This is a genomic window from Streptomyces sp. WI03-4A, assembly GCF_033792105.1.
Taxonomy (GTDB): Bacteria; Actinomycetota; Actinomycetes; order Streptomycetales; family Streptomycetaceae; genus Streptomyces; species Streptomyces collinus_A.
The window spans coordinates 239,586-251,447 of record NZ_JARAUO010000004.1; the positions used below are offsets into that span (position 1 = coordinate 239,586).

Below are 11,862 nucleotides of genomic sequence, written 5' to 3' on the forward strand. Positions count from 1 at the left end.
AGACCGACTCCCGGAGGGGCGACTGTCAGGGGCGGCGGGGCTGGACGAGGCCGTGGTCGTAGGCGGCGACGACGGCCTGGACACGGTCGCGCAGGCCGAGCTTGCGCAGGACCGCGGTGACGTGGTTCTTGACGGTGGCCTCCGACAGGCTCAGCCGCTGGGCGATCTCCGCGTTCGACAGGGCCTGCCCGATCAGGGTGAGGACCTCGCGTTCACGGCCGGAGAGGTTCCGGAGAGAGGGTGGGGGTGCCGGGTCGGGCGTGGCGCGCAGGAACTGGTCCAGGACGCGGCTGAGGACGGTGGGCGCCAGGAGGGCGTCTCCGCACGCGGTGAGGCGGATGGCGTCGACGAGTTCGGCGGGGCGGATGTCCTTGAGCAGGAAGCCGCTGGCCCCGGCCCGCAAGGCGGCGACCACGTGGGCGTCCACGTCCCAGGTGGTCAGCACCAGGACGCGGGCGGGGCTGTCGGACTCGGCGATCTGCCGGGTCGCCTCGATGCCGTCCACCACGGGCATGCGTACGTCCATCAACACGACGTCGGGGGCCAGTTGCCGGGTCAGCCGTACCGCCTCCCGGCCGTCGGACGCCTCGCCGACCACCTCGAGGTCGTCCCGGGCGTCGATGATCATGCGGAAGCCGGTGCGGACCAGGGTCTGGTCGTCGGCCACCACCACGCGCAGTGTCATGTCCGGCCCTCCGCCGAGTCTTCTGCTGTCGTTCCGTCCGCCTTTTCCTCAGGGATGTCCTCCGAGGCGCCGTCCGGCGTGCGCCGTGTGGTGGGTTCCAACGGTAGGTGGGCGGTCACCTCGAATCCGCCCGTGGGCAGGGGGCCGGCACGAAGACTGCCGCCCACGAGCCGTGCGCGTTCCCTCATCCCCACCAGGCCCCGCCCCGCTCCGACCGGTACCAGGCCGCCGGGTCGCGCCCCCTGCCTGGGGTGGCCGTTGTCCACTACGGCCACCTCCACGGCTTCCCTTCCGGTCGTCACGCGCACGCTGACCTCATCGGCGCCCGCCGCGTGGCGCAGGGTGTTGGTGAGGGCTTCCTGGACGATCCGGTACGCGGCCAGGTCCACGGCCCCGGGCAGGGCGTCGGTGGTGCCCTCGCGGTGCAGATGGACGTTCATCCCGGTGGCGCGGACGGTCGCGACCAGCTCCTCCAGCCGGGCGAGGGTGGGACCCGGCTGCCGCCCCTCCCCCGCGACACCCACCCCGGCCGCGCCGCCCGCCGTCGCACCCGTCCCGCTCTCGCCGTCCTCCGGGCTGAACGCGCGCAGCAGCAGGCGCAGTTCACCGAGTGCCGAGCGGGCGCCTGTTTCGATGGCGTGCAGGGCCCGGCGGGCCTGGTCGGGCTTCTGGGTGAACACGTCGTCGGCGGCGGCCGCCTGGATGACCATCACCGACAAGGTGTGGGCGACGACGTCGTGGACCTCACGTGCGATCCGCGCGCGTTCCTCGACCACGGCCCGGCGCGTCTCCGCTCTCGTCCGCTCCTGCTGGGCCCGGCGCCACTGGCCCACGGTCCACGCCAGGACCACGGTCAGCAGGTAGACGGCGAGGCCGGCGGGGCCGCCCGCGCGATAGGCCAGCGGGGCCGGCAGGCACATCGCCGCCAGCGCCCGCACCGAGATCCGGCGCGGCCTGGTGGCCGACAGCACGCACAGCGTGATCTGCGCCGCGAGCAGCGCCCCGGTCAGAGACACGGCAGGCAGCAGCGCCCACACCGCGAGCCCGGTCACCGCGTTCACCGCCAGTACGGCGGCGGGGGCGCGCGTCTGCCATCGCAGGGCGCAGGCCTGCGTGAGGACCAGGAGCACGGCGACGGGCAGCCGTGAACCGTGTTCCGCGCCGGCGACGAGCACCGGGGTGCCCAGCACGGCGAGGACCACGGCGGCCGAGGCCCACCACAGCCTCCGCGCCGCCCGGGCCGGCGGTTCACCCGGCGCCTGCCCGGCGGACGCGCCGTCCATGTGTGTGCTGCTGCCATCCACGCCCCGACCCTATCCAGGAGCGCGGGGCGGGCCGTCGCGACGGGCCCGGGTCCTACGGCGGCGTGGCGGCCGGGCGCAGGGCCGTGCCGCAAGGGGTTGGTGCGGCAGGGGGGGTGAAACGGGGAGTGGCATACGTGTCGGCTGACCGTTCCTGACGATGCGCTCGGCTTCGCCGCGTATCAGGAGCGTGACTCCTCCCCTCTCCCGCAACGAGGGGGTAGTCGAGTCCGGTCTTCGCGCTTGCTCCGGACGTGTGGTCGTACGGTCCTCACGCCGAACCTTCGGGCCGTGGCTGCTGCGCCGGCCCGCACGCCCCTCCGCGGGCGACCGACACCCGCACGGCGAACCGCCGGCGGGTCGGCCTTGGGGGCCGGCTCCCCCACCGTCTTGATCGCCGTGGTGGCGAGCGACTGGGACACGCTCGGCTCGTTCGCCGTCTCATACCAGGCTGACCACGATCAAGACGGCAGACGACTCAACGCCCGGCCGTCCGCAGGCTCTTGCGGTAGACCGTGGAACTGTGTCGCACCGTCATGCCCACCCGCAGGTACAGGGCGAGCGCCCCGGTGTCGGAGTGCGTCGCAAGAGTGCACGTCCGCCGGCCCTGCCGGTGGAAGGCGCGGAAGACGTGGCGCAGCAGCAGGCGGGCGATGCCCTGATTGCGGTGGTCACGGTGTACGGCGACCTCCTCGATGTAGCCCTCGCCGGTCTCCGGTAGGTCCAGCGAGATGGCGGCGCCCACCAGTTGGCGGCCGTTGAACGCCAGTGCCGACATCGCGGGGGCGAAGGCGGGGCGCTCAACGGTGTGCTGGGCCCATTCGGGGTAGGACTTGCGCCGTTGCTGCCATTCGTCGAAAGCGTCCTCGATGAGCTGGTACGCGGCATGCTCATCGCCGGTGCGAAACGGCCTCACCATGATCCCCGCGGGCGGCCCGGGTACCGCCGGCTCGTCGGGCATGGCGAACTCCAGCAGCCATTCGGTCACCATCGGCTCGTATCCGCGCGAGCGCAGCAGAGCGACGGCGTCCTTGTCGTCGTCCGGGACGGTCTGGACGATCTGCTCGCTCCCTGCCTGACGGGCCCTGGCCTCGGCCCAGCCAAGGAGCACGGTGCCGAGACCGCGGCCGCGGTGCTGCGGGTGGACATCCACCTCGCAGCGCCGGTCCACCCAGGCCCGAGCGGCCAGCCGGCCCGCCTGGTCGTGGATCAGCAGGGTGTCCAGCTCCGGAGTCAGTCCCGGCCGGGCGAAGACGGCCGCGATGCCCCCAGGGTCGGCTCGGCCCCGGCCGTGCACCTCGCGTTCGCAAGCCGAGACCAGCGAATGGATGGTGCTGACATCCTGGGCCGTCGCTGGGCCTGCCCGATACCCCGGAGGCAGGGCAGGCATGAGGTTGGGCATCGGTAGACCCTCCCGGGACGTCGGATCCGGCTCGCTCTGGCGTCTTCGGCCAGGCACGGCACCGCGACAGTGTTCCGCTCGAAACCGGGGCGGATCAAAGCGTTTTCAAGACCGGTGCCGCGCGGGGTCGTTGCGGCGCCACGCGCACACAAGGGACCTTGCCGCCCTCCGGGAGGCGGTCGTTGCAGGGGGTTTCGGCCAGGGTGCCTCCTCCTGCCGGCCCTACTCGGGGGGTTCGGCCCCGGTCTGCTCGCTGACCATGTATTGGGCGTACCAGTCGGGCCAGTCCGGATCCTCCTGGCCGATGAGTTTCTCGTGTTCCCCATGGGCGGCGGCTGCGCGCCGCAGCGCACTCGCCAGATCCGTCGCCGAAGTGAAGGAGGTCGGTCCGGGATCGACACGGCCGGGGAGCCGGTTCGTGACCTCCTGCAGCAGCCAGGTGTTTCCGTCGGGATCACGGAAGGTGGCACGCGAGAAGTAGCTGCGCCGCTCCGGGTCGAGGCCCTCGATCGGACCGTCCGGTCCGGGGTGGAAGACGGGGCCGACCTCGATTCCGGCTGCGAGCAGCGCGGTACGGGCGGCTTCCACGTCCGAGACGATCAGGTATCCCTTGCCGGAACCGGGCGCGGCCGACGTCAGGTCGGTGCCGAACTGGACCGAGCACGAGGAGCCGCGCGGGGTGAACTGGACGACGGAGGGCGGTGTCCGGTCCAGCCTCCAGCCGAGGCGGCCGTAGAAGTCCTTCGCCCGTTCGATGTCCGACACCGGGATGACGAGCACTTCGACCTTGATGTCGATGTCGTTCACTTTCATGGATCCGCCCTCTTCGCCGGGCCCCGCTGGGTGTGAAGCGGAGCAGCATCGCCGCGTCTGCACAGTGGTGCCGGGCCGGGAGGCGTCACGCTAGTGCCCGAGCCCGCTTCGCGTGCCTGAGGCGCACGGTCGGCATTGGATCGAACCGCGCTATCCGGCCGCGGCCGGGTACTTCCCGGCGTACGGTCGCAGGCGGTCGATCTCCGTCTTCTCCGCGTACTGCTCGCTCTGGCTGAGGAAGTGACGGACGTGGGGCTGACGTCCGTGTTCCTCGAAGGCGGCGCGGTCGGCGTACAGCTCGAAGAAGAGGCGCTGGTCCGGTGCTCCGTCGACCTCGCTGCAGGCGTACACCAGGGTGCCCGGCTCGTGTTCGAGGACCCCCTCGACAGCCTCCCGGACCAGTTCGTCGAACGCTTCACCAGCACCGTCACGCAGCGTGAAGCGGACACAAAGCGCCATCTGGCTCATTCCTGCCTCCTTCTGCCTCTCCCAGTCTCCCCAGGCAGCGGGCGGCACGCGCGTCGACGGCGCTCAGGTGTGCCGCCTGCCCGACGGAGCCGAGGGCCTCGGGCGCGGGTGCCCAGGTCGTGCGGGGCTGCGGGCTCCGCCGCGCGGCAGTGCCACAGGGTGGCTGTCGGCGCCGGCGAGTGAACAGCTCGGGGTTCTCGCGGACGAACCCGGCTACTCCTCTGGAAGCCCCGGCGAAGGTCAGGCGATCGGCATGCGTCCACGGTCCGAACCGCTGGAGCCAGAGTGTGACGCCGTGGACGTCATCCACATACAGTGATTATCTGACGATGCTGGCTGCTGCTGGCACAAGTGAGGTCCGGCCATGGACGGTATTGCCGACATGGGAGGAACCCCGGGGTGGGGTTCCGTGCATCCGCCGAGACAGGATGAACCTGCCTTCTCAGAGCCCTGGGAAGGCCGGGCATTCGCGCTCGCGATCGTCTCGAACAGGGCGTCCGGGGGAAACCTGGACTCCTTCCGGCACGCGCTGGAGCGCCTGGACCGGGCGCACTACATCGGTGACGGCTATTACGGGCGCTGGCTCAACGCCGGAGAGCTGAGACTCCTCGACAGCGGCATCCTGGCCCCTGGTGCGGTCGACGCCCGCGCCCGCAACCTCCGCGGCGAGCACGTGGAGGAGCCCCCGGCCCCCGAGCCGGCCAAACCCGACTACGCGCCGACCGCCGAAGGCACACTGCGCCGCCTCGACACCGCGCCGGCCTTCGCCGTCGGCGCGCGCGTGCGGGCCAGGGACATGTCGCCGTCAGGACACACCAGGCTGCCGCGCTATGTGCGAGGGCACGTCGGCGTCGTCGACATCGTTCAGCCCGCCGGCGTACTGCCGGACACCAACGCTCACTTCCTGGGCGAGAACCCGCAGTACGTCTACTCGGTGCGCTTCGACTCCCATGACCTGTGGGGCACCGACGCCGACCCGTTCGAGCTCACCGTGGACCTGTTCGAGAGTTACCTGGAGACCCCCTCATGACCACCACCCCCGGATCGGCCGAGCACCTTTCCCCGGCCCTGCGCACCGAGGCGCTCGAGCAGTTGCTCACCGAGCGGGGCCTGATCGACCCGAAGGCGATGAACGGGCTCATCACCACCTATGAGAGCACCATAGGACCGCTCAACGGCGCGAAGGTCGTCGCCAGGGCCTGGACGGACCCCGAGTACCGTCACCGACTGCTCGAGGACGGCACGGCCGCCATCAGGGAACTGGGCTTCGGAGGGTTCCAGGGCGAGCACATCGTCGTGGTGGAGAACACCGCGACCACGCACCACGTGGTGGTCTGCACGCTGTGCTCGTGCTACCCCTGGCCGGTGCTCGGCCTGCCGCCGAGCTGGTACAAGGATCCCGCCTACCGCGCCCGGGTGGTGAGGGAACCGCGCGCGGTGCTGTCCGAGATGGGACTCGAGCTGGCCGACGACGTACGGATCATCGTCCACGACTCCACCAGCGAGGTGCGCTGGCTGGTGCTGCCCGAGCAGCCGCGCGGCACCGAGCATCTGACCGAGGAAGAACTCGTGCCTCTGGTGACGAGGGACGCGATGGTGGGAGTGGCCAAGGTGGCGGCCCCATGAGCGCGACTCTGGACATCGAAGGCCCCGCCGCACCGCCCCGCTCCAACGGCGAGCTGGTCTTCGCCGAGCCGTGGGAGAGCCGTGCCTTCGGGATGGCCGTCAGCCTGTCCGACGCGGGAGTGTTCACCTGGCCGGAATTCAAGGCCGCGCTGATCGCCCGCATAGCCGCCTGGGAAGGCTCGGCGAAGCGGGACGAACCGTACAGCTACTACGGGCTCTGGCTGGCCGCACTTGAGGATGTACTCACGAGCGTGCGCGTCGTGTCCACGGACGAGGTCATCACACGCGCCCGATCGCTGGCGCGACGCCCCTCTGGCCACGACCACCGTGACCACTCCGACCACCCCAACCACCCCGACCACACGCACTGACCAGGGCGCCCTCCTGTTCTTCCCCCGCCGTTCCTACCGCACCGTCTGAGCCCGGACCGCAGAGTCGGGATCAAGCACCGCCCGCCTCGGAGGCGGTGACGGTGTAGGTCGTTCCGACGCTGGTCTGCACCCATGCGTCGGGGAGGGCTGCGGCGAGGCTGTGCTGGGCGCGCCAGCCGGTGCAGTGACCAGGAACGATCAACTCGGGGGCGAGTGCGGTGAGCGCGGCCACCGTCGGGCCGATGACCGGCTCGAAGGCGGGGCCGCTCAGGTGGAAGCCGCCGATGAGGGCCAGCAGCTTGCTGACGCCGCTGAGTCTCATGGCGTGCCGGACGATGTTGACGACCCCGGCGTGCCCGCAGCCGGTGATGACGACGAGTCCACGGCCGCGCACGTTGACGACGAGTGCCTGGTCGTCGATGACGGCGGGATCGTGCCGCCAGCCGTTCCCGTCCCAGGCCTGGTGGGCCGGCGGCATGCCGTGCTCGAACTCGGTGACGCGGTCCACCTCGCCGGTGATAAGGATGCCGCCGGCCAGCAGCGACGGCTGCCGCCGCTCGATCACCTCGAACCCTTCGCGTTCCAGGGCGCCTCGGGACAGGGTCGGCATCTCCAGACCCTGGCCGGCCGGTAGCGCGAGGCGGCGGCGGGTCCAGACCGCGGGGTGGACGGTCAGCGGCAGGCCGGAGCGCCCGCGCATCCGGGCCAGGCCGTCGAAGCCGCCGGCGTGGTCGAAGTGCCCGTGGCTGAGCACGACGCCCTGCAGGCCGCCGACATCGATGCCAAGACGCTCGGCGTTCACCGACAGCCCGTCCGGCGACGCTCCGGTGTCGAACAGCAGCGTGGTGCTCGCGTTGCCGCTCCGGACGGTGACCAGGGCGGAGAAGCCGTGTTCGGCGCGCAGCCCCGCAAGGGTCTCGCCACCGGCGAACTGCCGCGCGACTGTCCGTCCGGTGCCCGCCGACGCCCGGGTGACGCCTTCGGCGGAAGCGAGCAGGGCGTCGTAGACGTTGTCGACCATCGTCGTGACCCTGACCTCGTCGGCCTCGGGCAGCGTCACCGGGTCGGTGGCCGGTCCCTCCGCGAGGCGAGGCGCTGACCAGGCCGCCTCGCCCAACGAATACCCGTGATCGTCGCACATGCCGGAAACCGCCTCCCCAGCGATTCGGCCGACCAGGGAAGCAGATCCCCGGTACGAGCCGCAGGCCCACGGCGGTCGCGCCGGGGCCGGACCGGCCGCAGGCGCCGCACGTCGTCATGCTTCCACCCGCGCGGACCGGACGACAATGTGCGCGCAGTGGAATCAGAGGGCCAGGCGGCGGATCGCGACCGCGGCCGCGTCGTCGTTCAGGTGACCGCGGACGTGGGCCATCAGGTCGTCATGGAGAGCGCGCAGGAGTTCGTCGGGGTCGTCTTTGGTCCACGCGGGCGCCCGCTCCGTGAGCGGGTAGAAGAGGTGGTCGGTGTCGCGGGCTTCGATCACGCCGTCCGTGTACAGGAGGAGCAGGTCGCCGACCTCGAACGGGAATGTCTTGACGTCGTAGCCGGTCACGCCGAAGGCGCCGCCGAGTCCGATCGGAAGGTGGCTCGCCTCCGGCGTGAGGGGAATGACGTGGGTGCCGCGCAGGAGCAGCGGCGGTGGGTGGCCGCAGTTGATGAGGTGGACGACCGGTTCGTGGTCGGGGATGTCCAGCAGGATCGCGGTGGCGAAGTCCTCGTCGGTGTCCTGCTCCTTCTGCGAGCGCCACTGGCTGCTGTCCCAGCGGAAGGCGGCGTCCAGGTGGATGGCGAGGCGGGGCAGGGTGGCCTGCCGATGGGCGGCCGCGCGGAAGGCGCCGAGCAGCAGGGCGGTGTTGTTGATCGAGGCCAGGCCGTTGCCGCGGACGTCGCCGATGAGGAGCCGGGTGCTGTGGTGGTCGGTCCGCGCGGCCGCGTACAGGTCTCCGCCGAGATCGGCTTCCTCCTCGGCCGGGATGTACAGGCCGGCGATCCGCAGTGGGCCGGCGCGGCCGGGCAGGGGCTGCAGCAGCACGCTCTGCGCCGCCTCAGCGACGGACCGCACCCGGTGCAGCTGTCGCTCGCGCCGGTCCCGTAGCACGCAGATGCCGACACAGACGGCCGAGACGACGACCAGAGCGGCGATCTGAGCCTGGATGTTGGCGGAGGACAGGCTCTCCCTCAGCGCACCGATCAGTACCTGCGCCGTCACGGCGAGGGCTCCCATCAGCGCCGTCCCGCGGGCGCCCGCGAACGCCACCGTGATCGCCGGTGCCGCCACCAGCAGCGGCCCGAGGTGAATGTGCGGCGGAGCCAGCACGTCGACCACGCAGACCGCGACGATCAGCCCCAGTGGGATCACCATCAACGCGGGTGCGTGACCCGGCTCCCAGGAACACCGGAACTCCCGCCATGGTCGCAAGGCCATGCCCCAAGCTTTCCACCCAGCTTCCCGTGTGGGAACGCGCCGCTCCGGATGCCGGATGCTGCGCGCCTCGGTGTCTCTGCGTCCGGAGAAGAGGGACGTCGGCCCAGCGCCCCTACGGCGTCTGCTCGACAAGGACCTCGCGGGCGGGTTCGAGCAGGTGGCACAGGGCGGCGTGCTCGGCGGGGGTGAACACGTCGGAGAGGGCGCGTTCGAGAACGATCACCTCCTGGTCCGCGAGGTCGAGGAGCTCTTCGCCCGGACCCGTGAGCGAGGTGATGAGGACTTTGGCGTGTTCGGGAGAGGGCTGTCGCTCCGGGGTACGGGGTCATGCCGGTTCCGGCGCCTTCGCCGAAGTGGCCACAGCGCAGGCCGAACTCGCCTTCCGCGCAACGGACATCGACCTGGCTGGCCGCGGGCGGCAGCCGGGGCAAGGCCGTCGTCCGGATCGGATGACGCGATCAGCTCCGGGTGGCATCCGCTCCGCCACCGACCCACCCGTGTCGCCGCCGGTGCCCGTGCTCCGCACCGGCGGTCTTTCAGCCCGCGCCTCACCCTGAACCCGCGCAGATGTCAAGTCCCGACATGGAGTGTCATGACGGACCAGGTGAGCGGCGGGCTTACTGGATGCAACGGGGCCGCCGGACAGGACAGCCCCTCCCACCGGCCCCAGCCGGTACCTCCCCCCTTACTTGAAGGAGCACCTCTGATGTCTGCCACCGTCCCCACCCCCCGCATCTCCCGCAAGCGTCGCCTGGCCCTGCTGGCGGCCACCACCGGCCTGGCGGCGGGCGGTGCCCTCATCCCGGCCAGCGCCTTCGCCGCCACCCCCGCCCACACCACACACACCGCACCCGCCACCGCGTTCCACGGCCCGCACGGCCACGGCCACGGCTCCACCACCACCAAGACCACCACGACCGAGACCACCACCAAGAACCGCCGCGGCACCACGACGACCAAGACCACCGAGACGACCACGACCACCAAGACACGGCGCGGCACCACGAGCACCAAGACCACGAGCACCGAGACCACCACCAAGGGGCGGCAGAAATTCCACCAGCACGACCAGGACGTCGCGGGTGGCGGCCCGGTCAACGGTCAGTAGGACGCGGACTCGGACCAGGCCGGTGGGCCGCAGAGGGGAGCGCTCTCCCCCACCTGCGGCCCACCGGCCTGCTTGGCCGCTACGGAGCCTTCGAGTGGGTGCAGGGCCGCTACCCCGGGTCACCGGAAAACCTCCGCGCGCTACGGGCTTCCCGTCGCGTACTGTCCCAGGCCATGACTGTGTTGCACGGTGCTCTCGTCGTACTCCGCCCCACCGTCACCGAAGACGTCGCCGCCCTCGCGGCCATCCGGGCCACTCCTGAGGTACGAGCAAGATGGAGGGGCGGGGACGATCTCGAAGCCGACGTCACGGCCGATCTCGAAGACCCCGAGTGCAACTGCCTGACCGTCGACCACCAGGGGCGGATCGTCGGCATGATCCAGTGGTATTCCGAGGAGGAGCCGGACTACAGGCACGCCGGTATCGATCTCTTCCTCTCGCCCACCGTGCACGGCAACGGGCTGGGCACCGACGCGGTACGCACGCTGGCCCGCCACCTCGTCGACGAGTACGGCTACCACCGGTTGGTCATCGATCCGGCGGCCGACAACACCGCCGCGATCCGCTGCTACGAGAAGGTCGGGTTCCGGCCGGTCGGCATCATGCGGCAGTACGAGCGGGGCCCGGACGGCACCTGGCACGACGGCCTCTTGATGGACCTTCTGGCCGTTGAACTGACGCGCTGAGCCCCCTCCCCCCCGTTCACGGACCGGGAGGTGAGGCGAGGCGAGGCGATGGGGCGTACCGGGGGTGCGCACCCCACGCTTCGGGTCAGCGGTGTTCGGGGTTCTCGTAGTCGTGGCGGCAGCCGGCGTCCCAGGCTGTGCGCTGGTTGCCGAAAGCAGGGATACCCCCCGCGTCCTTGAGCAGGCGCGCGAGGTGGAGCAGGTTCCAGGTCATGAAGGTGGTGTTGCGGTTCGTGAAGTCGTTCTCCGGTCCACCGGAACCGGCATCGAGGTAGGAGGGACCGGGTCCGGCCTCGCCGATCCAGCCGGCGTCGGCCTGCGGTGGGATGGAGTAGCCCAGGTGCTGGAGGCTGTAGAGGACGTTCATCGCGCAGTGCTTGACGCCGTCTTCGTTGCCGGTGATCAGACAGCCGCCGACGCGGCCGTAGTAGGCGTACTGCCCCGCATCGTTGAGCAGGCTGGAGCACGCGTACAAGCGCTCGATCACCTGCTTCATGACCGAGCTGTTGTCACCGAGCCAGATCGGACCGGCCAGGACGAGGATGTCAGCGGCCATGACCTTCTCGTACAGCGCCGGCCAGGCGTCCGTCCGCCAGCCGTGCTCGGTCATGTCCGGCCAGACTCCGGTCGCGATGTCGTGATCGACCGCGCGCACGACGTCGACCTGCACGCCCTGGGTCCGCATGATGCGCATGCTGCGGTCGATCAACCCTTGGGTGTTGCTGCGCTCCGGTGACCGCTTCAGCGTGCAGTTGAAGACAACTGCGCGCAGATCGTCGTAGACGGCAGGCGGTGCATCGGTTGCCCCTGGATTGCTGGTCACGAGTTCGGTCTCTCCCGGTTCCGTGCCACCGTGCCCATCACGGCGGAACAGGCTCTCCATCCTGCGGGCCCGCCTCACTCGACGGCGGCCATGGCACCACGGCGGGCCGGCAACCACCCTGGCAGTCGAATCACGTCACCTTCTCGGCCCACCG

Annotated in this window: 13 protein-coding genes; 5 read left to right on the plus strand and 8 right to left on the minus strand. The window is 70.9% G+C overall.

Going from position 1 to position 11,862, the window contains the following annotated elements; translation table 11 throughout:
- Positions 1 to 25: 25 nt before the first annotated feature.
- From PV343_RS07395 to PV343_RS07415, 5 genes are all read right to left on the minus strand, one after another.
- The gene (locus tag PV343_RS07395) at positions 26 to 685 is read right to left on the minus strand and encodes a response regulator transcription factor (RefSeq protein WP_319145959.1); all 660 of its coding nucleotides are present in this window, start codon (positions 683 to 685) and stop codon (positions 26 to 28) included.
- Complete coding sequence (locus tag PV343_RS07400; RefSeq protein ID WP_319145961.1) at positions 682 to 1,989, minus strand: sensor histidine kinase; 1,308 nt, start codon at positions 1,987 to 1,989, stop codon at positions 682 to 684. Before PV343_RS07400 ends, PV343_RS07395 begins: the two co-directional genes overlap by 4 nt.
- Before the next feature lie 475 nt (positions 1,990 to 2,464).
- Complete coding sequence (locus PV343_RS07405; RefSeq protein WP_319145962.1) at positions 2,465 to 3,283, minus strand: GNAT family N-acetyltransferase; 819 nt, start codon at positions 3,281 to 3,283, stop codon at positions 2,465 to 2,467.
- 327 nt (positions 3,284 to 3,610) lie between these two features.
- Positions 3,611 to 4,201: a VOC family protein gene (locus PV343_RS07410; protein WP_319145963.1), complete on the minus strand. Its 591-nt coding sequence runs from the start codon at positions 4,199 to 4,201 to the stop codon at positions 3,611 to 3,613.
- 150 nt (positions 4,202 to 4,351) lie between these two features.
- Positions 4,352 to 4,669, minus strand: a complete 318-nt coding sequence (locus PV343_RS07415; protein ID WP_319145964.1) for a putative quinol monooxygenase — start codon at positions 4,667 to 4,669, stop codon at positions 4,352 to 4,354.
- Between the two features lie 364 nt (positions 4,670 to 5,033).
- Here PV343_RS07415 and nthB point away from each other — a divergent pair, with 364 nt between their 5' ends.
- From nthB to PV343_RS07430, 3 genes are read left to right on the plus strand one after another with little or no spacing between them, the layout of a single operon-like run.
- Complete coding sequence (gene nthB / locus PV343_RS07420) at positions 5,034 to 5,699, plus strand: nitrile hydratase subunit beta (protein ID WP_319145965.1); 666 nt, start codon at positions 5,034 to 5,036, stop codon at positions 5,697 to 5,699.
- Positions 5,696 to 6,295: a nitrile hydratase subunit alpha gene (gene nthA / locus PV343_RS07425; RefSeq protein ID WP_319145966.1), complete on the plus strand. Its 600-nt coding sequence runs from the start codon at positions 5,696 to 5,698 to the stop codon at positions 6,293 to 6,295. The genes nthB and nthA overlap by 4 nt, the downstream gene beginning before the upstream one ends.
- On the plus strand, positions 6,292 to 6,666 hold the full coding sequence (locus PV343_RS07430; RefSeq protein ID WP_319145967.1) for a nitrile hydratase accessory protein: 375 nt from the start codon (positions 6,292 to 6,294) through the stop codon (positions 6,664 to 6,666). The genes nthA and PV343_RS07430 overlap by 4 nt, the downstream gene beginning before the upstream one ends.
- A gap of 70 nt (positions 6,667 to 6,736) precedes the next feature.
- On the opposite strand, the gene PV343_RS07435 is transcribed toward PV343_RS07430, so the two are convergent.
- Both PV343_RS07435 and PV343_RS07440 read right to left on the minus strand, forming a co-directional pair.
- On the minus strand, positions 6,737 to 7,807 hold the full coding sequence (locus PV343_RS07435; protein ID WP_319145968.1) for an MBL fold metallo-hydrolase: 1,071 nt from the start codon (positions 7,805 to 7,807) through the stop codon (positions 6,737 to 6,739).
- Between the two features lie 162 nt (positions 7,808 to 7,969).
- Positions 7,970 to 9,091, minus strand: a complete 1,122-nt coding sequence (locus PV343_RS07440; RefSeq protein WP_319145969.1) for a PP2C family protein-serine/threonine phosphatase — start codon at positions 9,089 to 9,091, stop codon at positions 7,970 to 7,972.
- Between the two features lie 706 nt (positions 9,092 to 9,797).
- Between PV343_RS07440 and PV343_RS07445 the strand changes: the two genes are divergently transcribed.
- Positions 9,798 to 10,199 (plus strand): hypothetical protein, encoded by a 402-nt coding sequence (locus PV343_RS07445; RefSeq protein WP_319145970.1) that lies wholly within the window; start codon positions 9,798 to 9,800, stop codon positions 10,197 to 10,199.
- Between the two features lie 173 nt (positions 10,200 to 10,372).
- A complete protein-coding gene (locus PV343_RS07450; RefSeq protein ID WP_319145971.1) occupies positions 10,373 to 10,885 on the plus strand; it encodes a GNAT family N-acetyltransferase in 513 nt (170 codons plus the stop codon).
- Positions 10,886 to 10,970: 85 nt separating this feature from the next.
- Here the strand turns inward: PV343_RS07450 and PV343_RS07455 are convergent, their stop codons facing one another.
- The gene (locus tag PV343_RS07455; protein WP_415923461.1) at positions 10,971 to 11,768 is read right to left on the minus strand and encodes a flavodoxin family protein; all 798 of its coding nucleotides are present in this window, start codon (positions 11,766 to 11,768) and stop codon (positions 10,971 to 10,973) included.
- Positions 11,769 to 11,862 lie beyond the last annotated feature (94 nt).

Coding starts and splice junctions, on each gene's coding strand:
- PV343_RS07410 (WP_319145963.1), bottom strand. CDS start 4,201: ATGAAAGTGAACGACATCGACATCAAGGTCGAAGTGCTCGTCATCCCG.
- PV343_RS07455 (WP_415923461.1), bottom strand. CDS start 11,768: ATGGAGAGCCTGTTCCGCCGTGATGGGCACGGTGGCACGGAACCGGGA.
- nthB (WP_319145965.1), top strand. CDS start 5,034: ATGGACGGTATTGCCGACATGGGAGGAACCCCGGGGTGGGGTTCCGTG.
- PV343_RS07415 (WP_319145964.1), bottom strand. CDS start 4,669: ATGAGCCAGATGGCGCTTTGTGTCCGCTTCACGCTGCGTGACGGTGCT.
- nthA (WP_319145966.1), top strand. CDS start 5,696: ATGACCACCACCCCCGGATCGGCCGAGCACCTTTCCCCGGCCCTGCGC.
- PV343_RS07395 (WP_319145959.1), bottom strand. CDS start 685: ATGACACTGCGCGTGGTGGTGGCCGACGACCAGACCCTGGTCCGCACC.
- PV343_RS07430 (WP_319145967.1), top strand. CDS start 6,292: ATGAGCGCGACTCTGGACATCGAAGGCCCCGCCGCACCGCCCCGCTCC.
- PV343_RS07435 (WP_319145968.1), bottom strand. CDS start 7,807: ATGTGCGACGATCACGGGTATTCGTTGGGCGAGGCGGCCTGGTCAGCG.
- PV343_RS07440 (WP_319145969.1), bottom strand. CDS start 9,091: ATGGCCTTGCGACCATGGCGGGAGTTCCGGTGTTCCTGGGAGCCGGGT.
- PV343_RS07445 (WP_319145970.1), top strand. CDS start 9,798: ATGTCTGCCACCGTCCCCACCCCCCGCATCTCCCGCAAGCGTCGCCTG.
- PV343_RS07450 (WP_319145971.1), top strand. CDS start 10,373: ATGACTGTGTTGCACGGTGCTCTCGTCGTACTCCGCCCCACCGTCACC.